Origin of the sequence: uncultured Aquimarina sp. (assembly GCF_947492965.1) — a bacterium.
Lineage (GTDB): Bacteria > Bacteroidota > Bacteroidia > Flavobacteriales > Flavobacteriaceae > Aquimarina.
The window spans coordinates 307,759-329,025 of the sequence record NZ_CANLOZ010000004.1 but is presented as its reverse complement, the minus strand read 5'-3'; the positions used below and the strand labels follow the sequence as shown (position 1 = coordinate 329,025).

Sequence of the window (21,267 nt, the reverse complement as noted above, 5' to 3'; positions counted from 1 at the left end):
ATGACCAGACTTTTTTATGTTTACATACTTTTATTAGGTATATCAGCTTTTTCGCAAGAAAAAGCTTCTTACATTATTGATGCGGATAACGTAGACCTTTCGGCTGCACTACTTTCATTAGAAGAACAATATCAAGTAAAATTCTCTTACTTAGATGCTATTCTAACACAAAAGAAAGTCTCCTTTAGAACTACAAAAGACACTACTATAGAAGAAGTGATCGGTCGATTAGAAAAGCAAACGCAATTAAAGTTTGAAATTACAGGGAACAACTTTATCACTGTGCGGACTTACTCCAAAAAAGACACTCACTCTATATGTGGATATATATTTGATGAAAATAATGAACCTTTAGAAAAGATACGAGTATTTGTAAAGGCCTCCAGAACAAATATTACTACCGATGAAAAAGGGTACTTCGAAAGTACCGAAGTCCCTTTTAATACTCCAGTACTTATAAGTGCTCCAGGATTTCGGCAAAAAGTAATTAATTCATCAGAGTTTATTCGCCAAGATTGTAATACCATTTATCTGATCCATGCCATTGAAACATTGGATGAAGTTATTATTCAGGAATATCTTACTAAGGGAATAACTCAAGATAAAAGAGTAATTAATATAGATCTTAAAGATATTGAGATTTTACCTGGTTTAACAGAACCAGATATTTTACAGAGCATCCAACAAACGCCAGGTGTTAATAGCCCTTTTGAAACAGCTTCTGGAATATATGTTCGTGGAAGTGCTCCTAATCAAAATTTAGTACTTTGGAACGGTATAAAAACCTATCATCAGGGACATTTTTTCGGGATGTTATCTGCATTCAATCCATATGTAGTAAAAGAAGTTGATTTTTCTAAAAGTGGAGTTAGTGCAAAATATGGAGATAGAATTTCTGGGATTATAGACATTAAAACTGAGGATAAGGTAGCTGAACGCTTTTCGGGTGGTGCAGGTTTTAATATGATTAATGCCGATGCCGTCATTCATACACCTATTATAAAAGATAAAGTTTCGTTACAAGTATCTGGAAGAAGGTCTTACACAGATGTTTTCGAAACATTTACGTATAAACAGTTTGCAGACAGAGTCTTTCAGAATACCACAATTGCTGAGACTGTAGAGCTAAACGATGCGAAAAATGATTTTTTCTATGCGGATTACAATGCAAATCTGATCGCGAAGCTTTCTGAGGTTGATAAAATTGAGGCAAACGCTATTTATAGTAAAAATGATCTGGATTTTAAGAGGAGTGATACTTCGATGTCGTTTAATGATAATTTAGTCACCGAAAACGAGGGATACAATATTAGTTGGAAACACCAATGGAGCCCTAATTTAGGTATGAAAGCAAGTAGTTATTTTACCAGTTACTTGCTGAATTATGAATTCATAACTAGAGATTCTGGAAGCATAACAGAAACTGAAAGTAAAAAGAATAGTGTTAAAGATTTGGGCGCAGCACTTGACTTTTCATATAACATATCGGATTATCAAAAACTTTTAGGAGGTTATCAGTATGCTAATAATAAAATTAGGTATGCTTTTGTTACTACTACGCCCACTTATGAGTTAATTTTAGATCAGGATAATCGTTCACTAAATACACACAGTATTTATGGCGAGTACAAATATGAGATTCCTAACAGCTTTTATCTTTCTGCTGGTCTTCGATTTAACAATTACTCGGAATTAGAAAAATCCTTTGTGGAACCCAGAATTTTCTTGCAAAAAAATCTCTCAAAATTCTGGGAAATAAATGCAACTGCCGAATATAGAAGTCAAGCGGTAAGTCAAATCAGAGAGTCTGTTGTTAGTGATTTGTCCTTAGAAAATCAGGTGTGGACTTTAGCCAATAAAGAACAGTTTCCTATTATTACCAGTTATCAGTTTACCTTAGGAAGCAGTTTTAAAAAGAATAAATGGTATTTTGATGTTGATGGATATTATAAACAAATTGATGATATAACTTCTCTAACCGCTGGTTTTATAAACCCTATTGATAACACCTATCATAATGGTGAAAGTACTGTTTATGGAATCGATGTGTTCTTAAAAAAGCATTTTAATAATTACAAAACCTGGATAAGTTATTCCTATATAAATACTACAAATAAATTTGATGATATCAATAATAATGAGTCTTTTCCTGGCAATTGGAATATCGAGCATACCATAAAATGGTCTCACTTTTATAAAATCAATAACTTTCAGTTTTCGTTAGGCTGGTTATGGCATACTGGAAAGGCTTTCACCAATGTAGACGGAGTTGACGAAAGCGGAGAGCTCGTAGTATTAGATTTCGGAGAAATCAATGGAAATAATTTACCGATCTATCATCGACTTGATTTTTCCGCGATCTACGATTTCAAACTAAAATCAACTTCACCCATCAATTACCGACTTGGACTTTCTATCCTAAACCTTTATGATAGAGAAAACCTGTTAAACAGAGAGTTTAGAACCACTAATTCTCTTGACAACCGTTTTATTAATGATGACATTACCTCTTTAGGAATCACCCCTAACCTAAGCTTTAGAATTCTTTGGTAGTATTTATAAGCGCTCCTTAAAAAACAATCTAAGTTTTTCGGTTTGGTCTTCATTAAGAATCTTTAAAATCATATCTATCCAATCGGTTTCCATATTTCCTGGATTCCAAAACTCATCGTAATCTAGATCCATAAACCAAATCTCTTTAAACTGATATTCTTCTTCTAATTTTTGTAGAAACAGATCAAAGTTTGATTTTATATACTCTAAAAAGTTGTCTTCTAAGAGCTCTTCAAATTGTTCAGATCCATGTTGACCACAGACACTACAAGCTCTAGCTATTGCTAATGATAGGGTTTCTTCGCAAACTCCATATTTTTCGATAATAGTATTAATATCTCCATATTGATCTACTTCATGATCCATATCATTCGTACGAAGAAAATTTATGTAATTTTCGATATATTTTTTATCATATAAAGCCAATAAAGAGGCTGCTGTACTACCCACAGGAGTTTCACTATCTCTCCAGAATCGTGCATCATTTTCTTTATAGTAGGATCTATCTATAAACTGCCATAATTTATTGTGGAGAGCTTCAAATGAGACTCCCTTTTCTATAAGTTCATCAAAATAGGAATAAGCACTTTTGGCAAGAATCAATTCATCTTTTTCGTCATAAAATTGATATTCAAACTCATATACATAGGTATATTCTTCCAAAATTTTATTTCTAGATTCTTCTAGTAGAGATAAAACTAGATCTAAAATTTGTTCTACATCATTTTCTGATAGGTTATCCGTTGGAATTTCTGAGGAATCAATTATTTTACTTAATTCTAATGATTCTGTATTCGTATTACTTGCACGAACATTTAATACAATTTTAGAAATAATACTCATTCAAAGGAGATTTTATAATTAGACTTCAATAGTAAATAATATATAAGATGTAGAGATCACGGGATTCAGTGAAAATAGAATTTCCAGAGTTGTCTTGTATAATTATCAAAAGAATGAATGACCATTGCATATTTTGATTCGATAGACACCAAAAACATCTTTTAAAGCTTCATAGCTTGGAGATTTTCAATAAATAACATCAATCACTTTTAAGTTATTTTAGTAGGAAAGATATTTATTAGAACAATAAATACGCTATTTTTAGAGTTCGTTTTGGGAAGAAATAAAGAATAATCGCTTTGCACAAGTGTTTCATAGCTTCATCCCGGAATGAGAAAACCCTATTATTTTTTTTAGTTAATTTTTTTAAATGTTCCCGTTGTCTAAGTTTAGTTTTCTACTAGTTTTATGTAGTATCTGTTTCGTAACTCATGCTCAGATTGAAACAAATAAAAAATCTAAAGACATAGATTATGATTATCAACTATTAGAAAAAGCTAGAGATTATTCCAATACAGAAGGAGAAGACAAAAGAAAAGCTTTTCTAATTAGCCATGAAGTTTTAACCAGAACGCAAAATGAATATCATAAGGTTTTAGCTTATAAAAATTTAAGTCATTATCATTATTACTCTTACACCTCTGACTCTGCCATATTTTACGCAAAAAAAGGAGTTGCACTAACTGAGAAAAGACAAGACTCTATTGGAGTATCATTAACTAACTGGTTTCACTTAATTCTTTCTAATGCTTCCAGAGATAAAGGTTTACTTGATGATAGTAAAAAATGGGCCCTAAAAGGTTTAGAAACTGTAAAGTTGATTGATGATCCAGAAATTGAACAAAAACTGCTTCTAAATCTAGGAATTACCTACAGAATGAAAGGTGATTATGATAAGGCATTAGAGATTTATAATGCTATGATCCTTGATAATGAAAACCCAAATCCCGACTTATATGTTTCTATAGCCATTTGTCATTTGGATATGGGTAATTTTGAAAAAGCACTTTTATATCAAAATAAAGCCTTACATATTTATAGCGAAGAAACTCACCAAAGAAGTATTGCTATAACCTTACTTAATATCGGAAGTATCTACCTAGATATGTATGAGGATCAAACAGCATTAAGTTATTTCGAAAAATCCCTTAAAATAGCAGAAGAATATACGTATCCTTTGATAATGCTCAATAATAAGATCAACATTGGAGAAATTTTTATAGCGAAAAAGCAATATAATAAGGCATCAAAAAATTACCAAGATGTGCTGGAACTGGCTGAGGACAGAGAATATTTCCAACAACAGATATTAGCATATCAAAAGCTGAAAGAGATCGCTACACGCCAGAAGAACTATGAACGTGCCTTGGAATATACAGAAAAGGAATACAGACTTAATGACTCGGTAAATCAGCTACAAAAAGATGAAGAACTTTCTAGACTAGAAGTGCAATACGAAACTCTTAAGAAAGAGAACGAAATATCTATCTTAAAAAAAGACAAAGAGCTAAGAGAATTAGAAATAAATAGACAACAATCACAAAAACACACCATACTCATTGCATTCATCATTGTAGTAATTCTCTTAATAGGATTATTTGTGCTTTACTATCAAAAACTGAAAAGTCAAAACTTATTGAATAAAAACCAAAAAGAATTGGCAGAACAAAAGGTAGAAGCTTTGATTAAAAACCATGGGTTAAGACTTATTCAAAATTCTATCAATGTTCAGTTCAAAGAAAGAAAGAGAATTGCTCAGACACTTCATGATAGAATAGGAGGAAATTTGGCTGCTATCAAACTACAGGTTAGCTCAATTAAAAATAATTCTTCTGGTCTGAAGCAAGTATATAAACAAATTGAGGACACGTATCAAGAAGTTAGAGTGCTTTCGCATGATCTTATTCCAAAAAAAATTGCAGATAGTAATTTCACAGAACTATTAGGCGAATACACAGATAAAATTAGCACATCCAGTAATTTAATTATAGATATTTCTACGTATAAAGAAGATTATATTAATCAGATGGATGTGAGATTTCATAATGAATTATTCTCAATTTTTCAGGAACTCATCACCAATACTCTTAAACATGCTAATGCTGATAAGATTGGAATTCAAATTAATCCTATTGGTGATCAGGTAAGTATTATTTTTGAGGATAATGGCAAAGGATTTGATCTTTCTAAAAAACCATTTGGAATAGGCTTAACAAATATCAAAAGTCGCATACAAGAACTATCAGGCACTTTACATATCGATTCTTTGATAAAAAGAGGAACTATTGTTACTATTGAAATTCCTTTTATGAATCAACAAAAAATAATGAACCAAAACCACCTATAGTATAGTTCTAACATGAAATCTAAATCTGTAGAATTCTACAACTTTAACTTCATAAGTTGTTATATAAAAAAACCATCCTGAAAGTATCAGAATGGTTTCTAGTATATCGATTAATTCTATGCTTCTTAGAACTGCTCTCTTCCTGAGAAATGAAAAGCTCCTTCGATAGCAGCATTCTCGTCACTATCACTACCATGTACAGCATTTTCACTGATAGAAGTAGCATATTTTTTACGAATAGTACCCTCTGCAGCTTCTTCTGGATTTGTAGCTCCGATTAAGGTTCTAAAATCTTCTACTGCGTTTTCTTTTTCAAGAATTGCTGCTACAATTGGACCGCTTGTCATATACTCCACTAACTCTCCATAAAAAGGACGCTCACTATGCACAGCATAAAAAGCTTTTGCATCGTCAGTAGTTAATTGCGTTAATTTCATTGCTACAATTCTGAAGCCAGAAGCAGTTATTTGTTCAAGGATCGCACCGATGTATCCTTTTCTTACCGCATCCGGTTTAAGCATTGTAAAAGTTCTATTTGTTGCCATTTTTAAAATTTTGTTTTTATATCATTTTCAAAAAAAAAGAAAATGTTGCTTTTTTAAATTTCGGCTATATAGCCAATTATAAAATTTTGTGCAAAAGTATATATAATACCTTCAAAAACAAGAAATATTCTCAGAAAGTAAAAACTTTATCCTACTCCATCATAAAAACAATTAATCCAATAGGTACTGTTGTTGTATTTCTTGTAGCACTTTATTATTCTTTCCTCTCATCTGCATGGTAATTACCTTTGTTTCGAAATTAAATTTTAAGATACCAAAACTAGGTGTATGAATAACATCTCCTACTCTAAATTGATTAGGTTCTCCATTAAAACCCAAATATGAATGAGTAAGTCCACTAGATGTAAAATCGACAATAGGATATCCTAAGTCTGATAATTCCTTTTTTGAAAATTCTGATATGTGACGATCACCAGATAATAGTACACAATTTTTAACTTTTAGCGCTATTATTAATTGTTCTAACCTAGTTACTTCATTTGGAAAATTAGCCCAACACTCCCAACCGTGTTCACCAGACAAAAACTGGATACTACTTACAATGACATGGAAGTCAACTTTTGTAGTCTTCAATTCTTCTTCTAACCACTTCCATTGCTTTTCTCCTAATACTGTTCCTTTATTGCCATCATGCGGGATATAACGTTTTTTACCTGTTGTGTCTTTTAATAGCGGAGATCGGAAATATCTCGTATCCAAAATAATAACCTTCACACTCCCTTTAGACGTTTTAAAAATTTTGGAAGTATATATTCCCTCTTGATTTCTCCTCTCATCTTCTTTTTCAACTTCTAAAAAATCTAAAAACAACTGTTGACTTTCGCGTTTCATTTTCCACTCTGCTCCTACATCATTTTTCCCATAATCATGATCATCCCAAGTAGCCATGATAGGTACATTATTTTTTAATAGTTGATAATCAAGATTACTGTTTTGAAGTTTGTAATCATTTTTAATTTTAGACATATCTTCAGAATCTCCATAGATATTATCTCCACCCCAAATAAACAAATCTGGTTTATTCTTTAAAATTTCACTCCAAAAAGGTTGTGGTAAACTTTGTTTATTACAACTACCAAAAGCAATCACAAAATCTTCTTTTGTTTTTTCTTCATTAATCTGACTATAACCACTGCTTATGGTATACAGAGAAAAAAAGACAGAATATAGTAAGTATTTCATTGTGTAAAGAGTTAACGTATGGTAAAAGTAAGTATTCCATTATTACCATATTATTAATAAATAGTATCTTCGCAGACCTATGAACACAAGTGAATTTAAGGAAGTAAAAGTACTCTTAAGTACTTCCAAAAACATCGTAATCATTCCGCATAAAAACCCAGATGGAGACGCTATTGGATCAACACTAGCTCTCTATCACTATTTGTCTGGTTTGGGACATAATGCTACTGTAATTACACCGAATGATTATCCAAATTTTCTAAAATGGATTCCAGGTGAGTCTACCATTATTAAATACGATAGTGATACCGAAGTCGCAACCGAAAAGATAAAAGAAGCTGATATCATTTTCACTTTAGATTTCAACCATTTTTCCAGAACTGGTAATATGGAAAGCTTGCTAAAAACAACCGATACTACGTATATCATGATAGATCATCACCAGCAACCAGATGATTATGCTGTCTATACCTACAGTGATGTTATGATGAGTTCTACTTGTCAGATGATCTATCACTTTATCGATAATTTAGGAGATGTAAACAAAATTACTGCCGACATTGCGACTTGTATTTACATCGGTATCATGACTGATACAGGTTCTTTTCGTTTTCGATCAACTACCAGTACAACTCATAAAATAATTGCTGATTTAATAGATCGTGGAGCTAACAATACTGAAATCCATGAACTAATTTATGATAGTAACACCTATTCTAGATTACAATTAAGAGGGGTAGCTTTAAAAAATTTAAAAGTGTTACCAGAATATAAAGCGGCCTACATTACACTATCTCAAAAGGAACTAGATGATCACAATTTCAAAAAAGGAGATACGGAAGGATTTGTAAACATGGGGCTATCCATAGAAGGCATCAAACTCGCTTTAATTTTTATAGAAAATAAAGGTGAAAACATCATAAAGATCTCTCTTCGTTCTAAAGGTGATTTTTCTGTCAATGAATTTTCAAGAAATCACTTTGAAGGTGGTGGTCATCATAATGCTGCTGGTGGAAAAAGTAATCTCTCACTTCAAGACACGGTTGAGAAATTTATTAGTATCTTACCGTCTTATAAAAATGCCCTAAATTCATGAGACATTTTTTTCTTTTAGCAAGCTTATTCGCCTTATTTTTCTCTTGTAAAGCTCCAGAAGCCAGAAAGCCTATTAGTATTTCTTCAGGATCTTTTATCAATGAATCTATTAACAGGAACAAGGAACTTATAGCAGGAGAAGAAGCAAAAATTCAAAAAATAATCCAACAAGATACTTCTCGTAATTATATCACATCAGATGGTGGTTTTTGGTATTACTATGAGAAAAAGGATACCATATCAACACTTACTGCTAAATTTGGTGATATTGTAAACTTCACCTACGACATAAAAGATTTGGATGGAGAAATTATTTATAGTCAAAAAGAGTTGGATACTGTAAATTATGCTATCGATCAAGAAGATCTTTTTTTTGGATTAAGAGAAGGATTAAAACTCATGAAAGAAGGAGAAACTGTTGTTTTCTTGTTTCCTTCTTATCAAGCATATGGATATTATGGTGATGATCATAAGATTGGAACAAATATTCCGTTAGTATCCAGAGTAACTCTCAACAAAATCACAAAACAGTCAACAAAAGAAAATTAAACCTTAACTAAAAAAATGAAAAAATTAAGTCTTTTATTTTTAGCGATTGTCGCTTTAACTCTAACTAGTTGCAAAGAAAAATATCCAGAACTTGGGGATGGTATCTATGCAGAAATCATAACAAATAAAGGTACAGCCGTTGCAAAATTATACTACGATGCTACGCCAATGACAGTAGCTAATTTTGTATCCCTTGCAGAAGGAACCAATACTATGGTAGATAGCCTTTACAAAGGAAAAAAATATTACAACGGAATCATTTTCCACAGAGTGATTAAAGATTTCATGATCCAAACAGGAGATCCACTAGGAACAGGTACTGGTGATCCAGGATATAAATTCCCAGATGAGATCGTAGATTCTTTAACACATAAGTCTAAAGGAATCTTATCGATGGCCAACTCTGGCCCTGCTACCAACGGAAGTCAATTTTTTATTACATTAAAAGAAACTCCTTGGTTAAATGGAAAACACACCGTTTTTGGAGAAATCGTTTCAGGACAAGATATCGTAGATAGCATTGGGGTTGTAGAAACAAAAAGACCTGGAGACAAACCTGTTTCTGAAGTAAGAATGGAACAAGTTAATATCATCAGAAAAGGTAAAGATGCAAAAGCATTTGATACAAAGGCAGAACTCGAAGACAAACTGAAAGTGCTAGAAGAAGAAAAATTAGCAAAAGAACGTTTGATCAAAGAAAATAGTAAAAAAGCTGCTGCGAAATACGAGGGATTAAAGGAGAAAGCAACTAAATTAGAAAGTGGTTTAGAAATATTGTTTTTAAAAGAAGGTGATGGTGTTCAACCAAAACCAACAGACGTTGTAAAATTATATTACGCTGGTTTCTTTACAGACGGAAGGGTATTTGATACTAATATGATTGATATAGACAAAGAAATGGGAACATATGACCCAAAGAGTCGTAGAGCACAACACCCTATGGGATATGCTCCTATAGAAATGCCTTATTCTCCCGAAGCTCAAATGATCGCCGGTTTCAAAGAAGGTGTTCAACAAATGAAAGTTGGAGATAGAGCAGTAATATTTATTCCTTCTCATTTAGGATACGGAGAAAGAGGAAGAGCTCCAATCCCTCCTAATACAGATTTAATTTTTGAACTTGAAATAGAAAGCATTGTAGATAAAACTGAAGCTCCTCAAGCTCATTCTAAAGATGACGGTCACGGTCACTAGAATTTAATAAAATGTAAAAAAAATCCCATATCAAATGATATGGGATTTTTTAATTTTAATAGTAGACATGCTATTATTTTTCAGGAATACTTTCTAAAATCTGCTTTACAAAATTCCAATATTTCTGTGCAGAAGAAATACTCGCTCTTTCATCTGGAGAATGCGCTCCTAAAATAGTAGGCCCAAAAGAAATCATATCCATATCTGGATAATTTTGTCCTAGAATACCACATTCCAAACCGGCATGACAAGCTGCAATATGTGCTTTTTCTCCATTTATTTTTTGATACAGTTCATCCATAACCTTTAAAATGGCAGAATCCATATTTGGTGCCCATCCCGGATAATCTCCATCGGTAGTTACTTCACACCCAATCAATTCAAAAGTAGCTCTTAGCTTATTAACCATATCTAATTTCGAAGACTCTACACTACTTCTGGTTAAACATTCGATTTTAATAGTCCCACTACCAATAGTTACTTTTGCAATATTATTGGATGTTTCTACCAAATCCGGTATTGATAAACTCATCGCATACACTCCATTATGTGCAGCATATAAAGATTTTAAAATACCTTCCTGAACACCTAATTCCATTACGCTATTTGGAGCCTCTACTTGTTCTAATTCTATAGATAAATTAGCATCAACTAGAGCAAGTTCTTTTTGTATCGTAGCAATTAAAGCAGATGTTTCAAATTGAAAAGCTTCCGAATGTATCGTATCTACAACCACAGTAGCAAAACTTTCTCTAGGAATTGCATTACGAAGACTTCCTCCTTTTATTTCATGAATTCTGAGTCCAAAATTTTCAAAACCATCAAATAGTAATCTATTCATAATTTTATTGGCATTTCCTAAGCCTTTATGAATATCCATTCCTGAGTGTCCTCCATTTAAACCAGTAACCGAAATTCTAAAAGCGGTAGTTCCATCTGGCGTAACCTCTTCCTTGTATGTTCTTTCTGCAGTAACATCAATTCCACCTGCGCAACCTACTCCTATTTCATCATCTTCTTCAGTATCTAGGTTTAAAAGAATATCACCTTGTAACCAATTCGGCTGTAATCCCATGGCACCCGTCATTCCAGTTTCTTCATCGATGGTAAATAATGCTTCAATAGGTGGATGTACAATATCCTTTGATTCTAAAATAGCCATAATAGTAGCTACACCTAATCCATTATCTGCTCCTAAGGTTGTTCCTTTTGCACGCACCCAATCGCCATCTACATACATTTCAATTCCTTGTGTATCAAAATCAAAAACAGTATCAGCATTTTTTTGGTGTACCATATCTAGGTGTGATTGCATCACCACAGTTTTCCGATTCTCCATTCCTGATGTAGCAGGCTTTTTTATCAAAACATTCCCAACCTTATCTATTTTTACAACAAGCCCTAGAGACTCTCCGAACGTTTTCATAAACTCGATCACGCGTTCTTCTTTTTTAGAAGGTCTTGGAACGGCATTTAGATCCGCAAATTTATTCCAAAGCTCTTTTGGTTCCAGGTTTCTTATTTCTAAATTCATGTGTATTCTGTGTTTTTTGACAAATGTACATTATGATAATCTTAATTCAAATGCTTTATGAAATGTTGTAGATTTACAACCTGATATTTATAATTCATGCAATCAAAAACAAAATTATATCTTATTCTACTGTTACCCGTACAGTTTATCCTTCTTAAAATCCTTTCCTTTTTTCCTGAGTTTATTGATCGATTTTACAGCAATGGATTGTATGTTTATATATCAAAGGCTTTACGATTTACCTTTGGTTGGATTCCCTTTTCTTTTGGAGACATCGGATATAGTATTTTGATTATACTCCTAATCCGCTTTTTGTTTAAAAGAGTTTTTAGAAAAAAAGTACAATGGAAAACTGTTCTTTTAGATGTGGGTGCTACCCTATCCGTAGTATACGCTGCTTTTCACTTATTATGGGGAATCAACTATTACAGATTACCTATGCATGAGATTTTAGGCATCGAAGATCAATATACGGAAGCTGAACTTTTATCTGTATCAGAAAAGCTAATTAAACGAGCCAATACTATTCATAAACGATTAGAGCCTAATGATTCATTATCCATTGTAATGCCATACAGCAAAGCTGAAATATTTGAAAAAACCATTCCAGCATATGAGCAAATCAACGAAGTTGTTCCAAACTTGAAATATTCGCCAAAGAGTATTAAAAAATCATTACTAAGTGTTCCACTAACATATATGGGATTTAGCGGTTACCTTAATCCAATAACCAATGAAGCACAAGTGAATGGTTTGATCCTAGATTATAAATCTCCAACTACTAGCTGTCATGAAGAAGCTCACCAACTGGGGTTTGCTAAAGAAAATGAAGCAAATTTTCTTGCGGCTTTAACTACTATGAACTATGATGATCCTTATTTTAACTATAGTGGAACTACTTTTGCGCTAAAATTTTGTTTGAATGATCTGTACTTACGAGACGAACAGAAAGCATTTTGTCTTATCGAAAAATTAAGACCTGGAATCCGAAAAAATTATCAAGAGGTGAATGAATTTTGGCTGCAATACCAAAACCCTCTAGAACCTATTTTTAAAAGTACTTATGACAGCTATCTAAAGGCAAACAATCAACCTAAAGGGATTGACACCTATAGCTATGTAGTTGCCTTGTTAGTAAACTATTACAAGAACAAATTATAGTTTTCAATATTACTTAATGAGATTACATACATCCTTTAACTGTTAAAATAATACTAATTAGTAAGGTCTTTCCACAGTAACGGTTACTTTTAGACCAATTCATTATTACGCAAACTCTATGAAAAAACTATTTTTATCACTCTTGGTGATATTGATGGGGTCGATTCTTCGTGCTCAAGAATACTTCCCAAAAAATGACGGTGTAAAAACATCTAATTCTAATTATACGGTGTTTACTAATGCTACTATTCACACTTCTCCAGAATCCGAGATACAAAATGGTATGCTTATCATCCAGAAAGGAAAGATTGCTCAAGTAGGTTCAGGATTATCTATTCCGAAAAATAGTATTGTGATCGATCTAAAAGGAAAGCATATCTATGCGTCTTTTATTGATCCTTTTACCAACTTTGGAATCCAAAAACCAAAAAGACAAGGGAATCCTTTTGGTGGTAGTCCTCAATACGATGCTACTAGAGAGGGATATTATTGGAATGATCATATTCGCCCTGAGACAAATCCGTTGCACGAATTTAAATATGATAAAAAGAAAGCTGATGAGTTTATAAAAGCAGGTTTTGGAACTGTAAATACTCATATGCCTGATGGAATTATCCGAGGAACTGGATTATTAGTAGCTCTTAATAATGAAGGAACTGAAGGAGATCGATTGTTAAGTGATGCTTCTTCTCAATTACTTTCTTTTTCAAAAAGTAATAAAAGTAAACAGATATATCCTACCTCGCTAATGGGATCTATGGCTTTGCTTAGACAAGTATATTTAGATGCAAAATGGTATGCTAATAATAATGTTGACTATAAAGATTTATCTATAGAGGCATTAAATAACAATAAAAGCCTCCCACAGATTTTTGAAGCTGGTAGTAGAATCAATGGTTTTAGAGCGGATAAAATCGGAGATGAATTTAACATACAATATATAATTGTTGGTGGTGGTGATGAATACGCTCGAATAGACAAAGTAAAAGCTACCAATGCCAAATATATTATTCCTCTTGATTTTCCGGATGCCTATGATGTATCAGATCCGTATATGGCAAATCTAGTAAGTCTGGGCGATATGCGTCATTGGAACCAAGCGCCTTCCAATCCATCTGTTCTGCAAAAAAATGGAGTTCAGTTTTCGTTAACTACCCATAAACTAAAAAAGATCGGTGATCTCTCTAAAAGATTAGAAAAAGCACTGAAACATGGATTAGATAAAAAAACCGCGTTAGCAGCTTTAACTACAATTCCTGCTCAAATTTTAGGAAAAGAAAATGTACTAGGAACGCTTAAAAAAGGAGCTCATGCCAATTTTTTAATTACTAGTAAGGAACTATTTTCTAAGGACAATATTATTTATGAAAACTGGGTACAAGGTCATAAAAATATTGTGAATGATATGAACACTACAGATATTACAGGTTCATATGAATTATCAGTAGCTGGAAAGACTTATGATGTTTCCATAACTGGAAAACCTACAAAACCAAAGGCAGAAGTTAAACTCGGAGAAACAAAACTGGGAAGTAAAATTACCTATACCAATGATTGGGTAACGCTGACTTTTACTGATGCTGACACTAGTAAAACCCAATATACCCGTATTGTTGGTGCCATTAATAAAAATCCAAAATTTTGGACGGGAAAAGCAGTACTTCCTAATGGTAGCGAAACATCTTTTACTGCAAAGCAAAAACCAGAAGAAGCTAACGAAGCTTCTAAAAAGAAACCTGAAGCTGCTAAAGAAGCTCCAAAAGTAGTATCGGTTACCTATCCTAACATTGCATACGGTAATGCAGCATTGCCAAAGTCTGAAAATATACTTTTCAAAAACGCTACTGTTTGGACCAATGAAAGCGAAGGGATTCTAAAAGAAACAGATGTTCTCATTAAAAATGGAAAGATTGCTGCCATTGGTAAAAACCTAAATGCAGGAAATGCTAAAGTTATAGATGCTACAGGAAAGCATCTTACCAGTGGTATTGTAGATGAGCATTCTCACATTGCTGCAGCAGCTATTAACGAAGCTGGACATAACTCTACAGCAGAAGTAACCATAGAAGATGTGGTATCACCAGATGATATCAATATCTACAGAAACCTTGCTGGTGGTGTAACCTCTATACAAATATTACACGGATCCGCAAACCCAATTGGTGGTAGATCCGCTATCATTAAACTAAAATGGGGAGAAAGTGCAGAAAACCTGATTTATAGTAACACTCCTAAATTTATAAAGTTTGCACTTGGTGAAAATGTAAAACAAAGTAACTGGGGAGATGCAGAACGAGTTCGTTTCCCTCAAACACGTATGGGTGTAGAGCAATTATACATCGATTATTTTACTCGTGCTAAACGATATGAGCAACAAAAAAATAGCGGAAAACCATATCGTAAGGATATCGAAATGGAAACCCTATTAGAGATTCTTAATGGAAAACGTTTTATCAGTTGCCACTCCTATGTACAAAGTGAAATCAATATGTTGATGAAAGTAGCTGAAAAATTTAATTTCAGAATCAACACCTTTACCCACATTCTCGAAGGCTATAAAGTGGCAGATAAGATGGCGACACATGGTGTTGCAGGATCTACTTTCTCTGATTGGTGGGCGTATAAGTATGAAGTAAATGACGCAATTCCGTACAATGCTACGATTATGCATAATCAAGGAGTTCTGGTAGCCATTAATAGTGATGATGGTGAAATGTCGAGACGTTTAAACCAAGAAGCTGCTAAATCCGTAAAATACGGAGGTGTTAGCGAAGAAGAAGCTTGGAAGTTTGTAACATTAAATCCAGCGAAGATGTTACATATCGATGATAGAGTAGGAAGTATTAAAGTAGGAAAAGATGCGGATGTAGTTTTATGGACCGATCACCCACTTTCTATCTATGCCAAGGCAGAAAAAACGTTGATCGAAGGAGCTACTTATTTCGATTTAGAAAAAGATAAAGCCATGCGCAGATCTATTGCTAATGAAAGAAATGAGTTATCTACCATGTTATTGCAAGCAAAAAATAGTGGATTAAAGACACAACCGCCTAAGAAAAAGGAAAAACAACATTTTCACTGCGATACCGTAGAACACATTCACTAAACACCGATTACAAAATGAAAAACTTATCATATATATTCTTGTTGTTAATCGTTGCATTTGGAAATGTAACTGCACAACAAACTCCAGCAAAAAATCAAACCGAAGCAATTACGATTACTGGAGCTACAGCTCATATTGGTAATGGAGAAGTGATTACCAATAGTATCATTATTTTCGAAAATGGTAAAATTACAAATGTTGGTACCAATGGTAGTATTGCTACCAAAGGAAAAGTAATTGATGCTACTGGTAAGCATGTATATCCAGGATTTATAGCACCGAATTCTACTCTAGGATTGGTAGAAATTGGAGCCGTGCGTGCTACCGATGATGATAGCGAGATTGGAGGTTTTAATCCTCATATCAGAAGTATTATTGCCTATAATGCAGAAAGTAAAATTGTAGAAAGTATGCGTCCTAATGGTGTATTGATTGCCCAAACGACACCACGTGGCGGATGGATTTCTGGTACTTCTTCTATTGTACAATTAGATGCCTGGAACTGGGAAGATGCCGCTATTAAAACAGATGATGGGATCCATATGAATTGGCCAAATCCTTTTACCAGAGGTAGATGGTGGCTAGGAGAAGATCCTGGTTTTAAACCCAATAAGAAATACCAGGAGCAGGTAACTACACTTACCGATTTTGTTACTCAGGCAAAAGCAACTATAAAATCCAAGGTAGGAAATGAAAACTTACCTCATCTGGCAATGCAAAGAGTATTTAACGGAACGCAAACCTTATTTGTACACGTTGGTACCGAAAAAGCTATTTTAGATGTACTACGTTTTGCAAAAGAACAGCAACTGCAAAAAGTAGTAATTGTTGGCGGAGATGAAGCCTACAAAGTAGCAAGCCAACTAAAACAACAAAACATTCCTGTACTATTGACCAGAACACACTCTACACCAAATTATGAAGACGATGACTATGATTTGCCATATAAAAATGCGAAACTATTAGTGGATGCAGGTGTATTAGTAGCATTGCAGAATAGTGGTCAGATGGAACGTGCCAATGCACGTAACCTTCCTTTCCAGGCTGGAACTGTTGCTGCTCATGGATTGGAAAAAGAAAAAGCTGTGCAGTTAATTACGGGTAATAGTGCCAAAATTTTAGGAATTGATGATATGGTAGGAACGTTGGAAATAGGTAAAGATGCTACTTTATTTATAAGTATTGGTGATGCTTTGGATATGCGTACCAACCAATTAGAAAAAGCGTTTATCCAAGGAAGAGATGTTAGTTTAGAAAGCCACCAAACCAAACTATGGAAACGCTATAGTGGTAAGTATAGCAGATAAATATGCAATAGTACATTAAAAAAAGAGGCACTTAATTGTGCCTCTTTTTTTTAAATCCCCATCTTCGTCATGCTGAATTCACTCTTATATTTGAGTGCGACAGTGACTCTTACGGATTCATAAATTTCATCTTCTCCTCTGGATCTCCAAAATGTTTTTACTCCTTCTTTAACTAACCAAGATAGCGATGGTGTATAGGTTGGTCTCGGAACTAAATGCATTGCGGCTGATGCTTCTAAAGCTTCTGCATACATTTCTGCTGCCAAATCCCCCAAACTATCGGTTACATCATACTCTGAAATCGTATTTCTAGGATAAAAAAAGTTTAAGATTTCCATGACCATTTGGTCATCGCTTATAGAACTCATATAATTAAGGTATTAAGAGATTAAAATAATTTGTTTATTATATTATTACTACAAATTTTGCAAATCTCTACCCTAAATCATACCCAGTATTCAGTGAAAACCAACTCCCTGAATGTATGTAAATTAAGAGCTAAACTCTTTCATATCTTCTAAAGCACTGATAAGCATGTTTACGTGATTAAGTGTACAACTTTCTCCCATAATCCCTATTCTCCATATTTTACCCGCAAAAGCTCCTAATCCTCCTCCAACTTCAATATTATAATCATCTAATAGTTTCTTACGAATCATTGCTTCATCATTACCTTCGGGTAAATAAACTGCATTTAGATTCGGAAGTCTGTAAGATTCTTCGACCAAATAGTTAAACCCTAAGTTTTCCAATTTTGTTTTCAACACTTGATGTACTTCTTGATGTCTTTTCCATCGATTCTCCAAACCTTCTTCCAAAACAATCCTAAGTGCTTCTCTTAATGCATATACAGAAGAAACAGGAGCTGTATGATGGTAGGCTCTTTTAGCACCTCCCCAATAATTTTTAACCATACTTAAATCTAAAAACCAACTTTGCACTTTAGTTTTTCGATTTTCTAAAGCTTTGACAGCTTTATCTGAAAAACTAACAGGAGATAATCCTGGAGGCGCACTCAAATTTTTCTGTGTCCCGGTATAAATTGCATCAATATTCCAATCATCTACTTTCAATTCCATACCACAGTATGAAGTTACGGCATCCACCATCAATAATCCACCTGCATTATGAACCAAGTCACTAATTTCTTTCAAAGGCTGTAACACTCCAGTAGAAGTCTCGGCATGTACTAGCGCTACTAGTTTTGGTTGCTTACAGATATCTAAAGCTTTTTTGATATCATCAGGTGAAACTGCCGTTCCCCATGGAACTTCTACTCTATGTACCGTAGCTCCACATCTTTCAGCAATGTCTGCCATTCTACCTCCAAAAACTCCATTGATACAAATAATAGCTTCATCTCCTGGTTCTAATAAATTTACCAAACACGTTTCCATACCCGCACTCCCCGGAGCAGATACTACAAATGTCATATGGTTTTTAGTCATAAAAGTATCTTGTACCATTGTTTTGACTTCATCCATGATTGTCACAAACTCAGGATCTAGATGGCCAATTAGCGGTGTTGACATCGCTTTAAGAACTCTTGGATGTGCGTCTGAAGGTCCAGGCCCCATCAAAATCCTATTACTTGTGGTAAGTTCTTTATACATAAAATTAGTTTTGCGTGTGTTACTATATCGTTTTCGTAAATCAAAATAGATAAAGGATATAAAATTAGTTAATTCTAATAATTGTATTAAAACCTACACATAGACATCTTGTTAAAAATCTTTCAATTATTGTGTATTTTATAATTAACAGTAGTAATTAATTCCAAAAATTATCAAATTATAAAAATCTCCTTTTCATTTTTATCAAAAAAAGTTCTTTCTATCAAAAAAAACTCTGTCAGTATATTCCTAACAGAGTTTATTATAATGTTTCTTAAGAATTAAATTCTCAGAAATTATTCTTTTGGTTTACTAAACAGAGAAGTATCTAATTTTTCTTCACTTGCTATCGCATTTACAAAAGCTCTTTCACTTTTTACATCTCCTACTACACCATCATCATAAGCTCTCCATTTTAGTGTCTTTGGTAATAATAGCCCATTAACGTCTGTCCAATCCGAATATTCTATGAGACTTACTTTTTCACTACTTTCTTTACTAAAGAAAGTCACTGTGTACCCTAAATATTTCATTTGGTGAGATGCTGCATCATAATAGATAAAGTAATTGTCCTTCGGAGAGTCTCCTACTCCATCGCCATAAGAAATCTTATACCCTGGATATGTCTTATCTTCTATTTTGAGATCTTCTACTTTTTCATAAGAAATACCATCATCGCCTAATACAAATGGCATAGCATAGAAGTAAAACATCAAATTATGATAAAATCGAGGGTTTCCTTTAAAATAAGTAGAGTCCTGTTCTATCCAAGCTTCATTTCCATCAAAACCTAAAGCAAATTTATTTGTTTCTATGCGTGCGTGTCTGGTCTTAAGATCCGTAGTGTGTTTCTCATTCCCCTCTGGCTTAGAAAGTTCAAAAATTAAAGTGTTTTGTTTATCAAAAGCTTGAATTCCCCCATGAGCTTCGAATACTGCTGCAATATCTTTTGGAAAATCTCCAGATCGATCAGGAACGACCTCTTCTACTTTCTCCTCGACGATAACTTCTTTTTCTTCTTTTGGAGCTTCTTTACAAGAAAATAAAACTCCAAGTGCTAGTAAAAATACTATTGTTTTTTTCATTTTTTGAGTGTAAGGTTATTATTTAAGAAGTTGTAGTCGGTTTTTAAAATCAACCTTACAATAATCATCCGTGTTATTTCTACTTTTTTAAAATCTTACCCATTTCATATGTATGATTCTTATCAGAAAAAGTATACGTTCTCGAATTATATTTAAATGTTTTTGCATCGGCTCCTTCCATAATCTTTCCAAGAAAAAAAACATAATTCTTATCTTTTGTATACCCATGCTTTACCTCCTCGAAAGTAGTTACATCTGCATTGTCAATTACATCTCCTCGGTAATAAACATTTGTATCTATTTTAATAAGTTCTACATCTTCAAAAAAAGCAATACTTTCGGGATCTTTAAAAGGAATTGACACCACTTGATCAAACCTTCCTGTATCCTTATACCCTACATAAAAATATACGTTTCTATTATCTCGGATATAATAATTCGTTAAAGAAACGATTTCATTAATATTCGCTTCTTCAATCTTTCGTAATGGATCGCCATAAGAATAATAATACACTCCATTATAATCTTTGCAAAAATGACTATTGATCTCCTGAAATGATGTAACATCCAAAGAATCTTTTTTTGTATAATTTTGATATACAAAATTTTTATCCTTTGCAAAATCAAAACTTATCTGAGTAAACGTATTTGCATCTGCGCCTTCCAAGATCTTCAGTGCTTTTTTATCTTCTTGTCCGATATGATAGTAATTATCGTTTAAAATATATACATGATCTTTATCCATAGGGGTATACCCTAATTGCACTCGAAAAGATGCAAGATCTATATCATTATTAATTGCTCTTGATTTAAAATATGCGTGATTTTTATCTTTAGCATAATCTCTTCCCAGCACTTGAAATGAAGCCATATCTACCTGCATTTCATCTTTTCCAAGCTCGAACCAATTACCCATAGGGCTATAAATAATTCCTTCGTTATCTCTAGTGTAGTAATAAGAATCAGACAATTCTTTGTTTACCTCTTTACCAAAAGGATTAAAAAAACGATATACTCCATAAATACAGAGCGCTCCTATTGTAACAAATACAACCGCAATTATCATGATTACTTTTTTTACCATAAAGTTAAAATTCTAAAAAGCACTATTTTAAGTTCATTTTTCTTCTAT

Annotated in this window: 16 protein-coding genes; 8 read left to right on the top strand and 8 right to left on the bottom strand. The window is 33.3% G+C overall.

Annotated elements, in window-relative coordinates; genetic code table 11:
- Positions 1-2,553: a TonB-dependent receptor gene (locus tag Q1B37_RS12660; protein WP_299899079.1), complete on the top strand. Its 2,553-nt coding sequence runs from the start codon at positions 1-3 to the stop codon at positions 2,551-2,553.
- A gap of 3 nt (positions 2,554-2,556) precedes the next feature.
- Here the strand turns inward: Q1B37_RS12660 and Q1B37_RS12655 are convergent, their stop codons facing one another.
- Positions 2,557-3,396 carry a hypothetical protein gene (locus tag Q1B37_RS12655; protein ID WP_299899077.1) on the bottom strand — a complete coding sequence of 280 codons (840 nt, stop codon included), beginning with the start codon at positions 3,394-3,396 and terminating at the stop codon, positions 2,557-2,559.
- A gap of 379 nt (positions 3,397-3,775) precedes the next feature.
- Between Q1B37_RS12655 and Q1B37_RS12650 the strand changes: the two genes are divergently transcribed.
- On the top strand, positions 3,776-5,743 hold the full coding sequence (locus Q1B37_RS12650) for a tetratricopeptide repeat protein (RefSeq protein WP_299899075.1): 1,968 nt from the start codon (positions 3,776-3,778) through the stop codon (positions 5,741-5,743).
- 125 nt (positions 5,744-5,868) lie between these two features.
- Here the strand turns inward: Q1B37_RS12650 and Q1B37_RS12645 are convergent, their stop codons facing one another.
- Positions 5,869-6,288, bottom strand: a complete 420-nt coding sequence (locus Q1B37_RS12645; protein ID WP_219006915.1) for a nucleoside-diphosphate kinase — start codon at positions 6,286-6,288, stop codon at positions 5,869-5,871.
- A 171-nt stretch (positions 6,289-6,459) separates the two neighbouring features.
- Complete coding sequence (locus Q1B37_RS12640; RefSeq protein ID WP_299899073.1) at positions 6,460-7,491, bottom strand: alkaline phosphatase D family protein; 1,032 nt, start codon at positions 7,489-7,491, stop codon at positions 6,460-6,462.
- 79 nt (positions 7,492-7,570) lie between these two features.
- Between Q1B37_RS12640 and Q1B37_RS12635 the strand changes: the two genes are divergently transcribed.
- Genes Q1B37_RS12635 through Q1B37_RS12625 form a run of 3 tightly spaced genes read left to right on the top strand, consistent with a single transcriptional unit; the run spans position 7,571 to position 10,329 of the window.
- Entirely contained in the window at positions 7,571-8,587 is a 1,017-nt protein-coding gene (locus Q1B37_RS12635; protein WP_299606951.1) for a DHH family phosphoesterase, read from the top strand.
- On the top strand, positions 8,584-9,135 hold the full coding sequence (gene gldI, locus Q1B37_RS12630; RefSeq protein WP_299606949.1) for a gliding motility-associated peptidyl-prolyl isomerase GldI: 552 nt from the start codon (positions 8,584-8,586) through the stop codon (positions 9,133-9,135). The genes Q1B37_RS12635 and gldI overlap by 4 nt, the downstream gene beginning before the upstream one ends.
- Before the next feature lie 15 nt (positions 9,136-9,150).
- Positions 9,151-10,329, top strand: coding sequence for a peptidylprolyl isomerase (locus Q1B37_RS12625; protein ID WP_299606948.1), 1,179 nt, complete (start codon positions 9,151-9,153; stop codon positions 10,327-10,329).
- Positions 10,330-10,402: 73 nt separating this feature from the next.
- Here the strand turns inward: Q1B37_RS12625 and Q1B37_RS12620 are convergent, their stop codons facing one another.
- Positions 10,403-11,863 (bottom strand): aminoacyl-histidine dipeptidase, encoded by a 1,461-nt coding sequence (locus Q1B37_RS12620; RefSeq protein ID WP_299899071.1) that lies wholly within the window; start codon positions 11,861-11,863, stop codon positions 10,403-10,405.
- A 96-nt stretch (positions 11,864-11,959) separates the two neighbouring features.
- Between Q1B37_RS12620 and Q1B37_RS12615 the strand changes: the two genes are divergently transcribed.
- The 3 genes from Q1B37_RS12615 (at position 11,960) to Q1B37_RS12605 (ending at position 17,437) form a co-directional block, all read left to right on the top strand.
- Positions 11,960-13,024 (top strand): DUF3810 domain-containing protein, encoded by a 1,065-nt coding sequence (locus tag Q1B37_RS12615; RefSeq protein ID WP_299899069.1) that lies wholly within the window; start codon positions 11,960-11,962, stop codon positions 13,022-13,024.
- Positions 13,025-13,142: 118 nt separating this feature from the next.
- Complete coding sequence (locus Q1B37_RS12610) at positions 13,143-16,130, top strand: amidohydrolase family protein (protein WP_299899067.1); 2,988 nt, start codon at positions 13,143-13,145, stop codon at positions 16,128-16,130.
- 14 nt (positions 16,131-16,144) lie between these two features.
- On the top strand, positions 16,145-17,437 hold the full coding sequence (locus tag Q1B37_RS12605) for an amidohydrolase family protein (protein ID WP_299899065.1): 1,293 nt from the start codon (positions 16,145-16,147) through the stop codon (positions 17,435-17,437).
- Positions 17,438-17,487: 50 nt separating this feature from the next.
- Here Q1B37_RS12605 and Q1B37_RS12600 read toward each other — a convergent pair whose 3' ends face one another.
- The 4 genes from Q1B37_RS12600 to Q1B37_RS12585 all read right to left on the bottom strand — a co-directional run bounded on the left by Q1B37_RS12600 (position 17,488) and on the right by Q1B37_RS12585 (position 21,219).
- The gene (locus Q1B37_RS12600) at positions 17,488-17,805 is read right to left on the bottom strand and encodes a hypothetical protein (RefSeq protein WP_299606938.1); all 318 of its coding nucleotides are present in this window, start codon (positions 17,803-17,805) and stop codon (positions 17,488-17,490) included.
- A gap of 123 nt (positions 17,806-17,928) precedes the next feature.
- The gene (locus tag Q1B37_RS12595) at positions 17,929-19,050 is read right to left on the bottom strand and encodes an alanine--glyoxylate aminotransferase family protein (protein WP_299899063.1); all 1,122 of its coding nucleotides are present in this window, start codon (positions 19,048-19,050) and stop codon (positions 17,929-17,931) included.
- A 296-nt stretch (positions 19,051-19,346) separates the two neighbouring features.
- Positions 19,347-20,135, bottom strand: coding sequence for a DUF6503 family protein (locus tag Q1B37_RS12590; protein WP_299899062.1), 789 nt, complete (start codon positions 20,133-20,135; stop codon positions 19,347-19,349).
- Positions 20,136-20,214: 79 nt separating this feature from the next.
- Entirely contained in the window at positions 20,215-21,219 is a 1,005-nt protein-coding gene (locus Q1B37_RS12585) for a DKNYY domain-containing protein (protein WP_299899061.1), read from the bottom strand.
- Positions 21,220-21,267 lie beyond the last annotated feature (48 nt).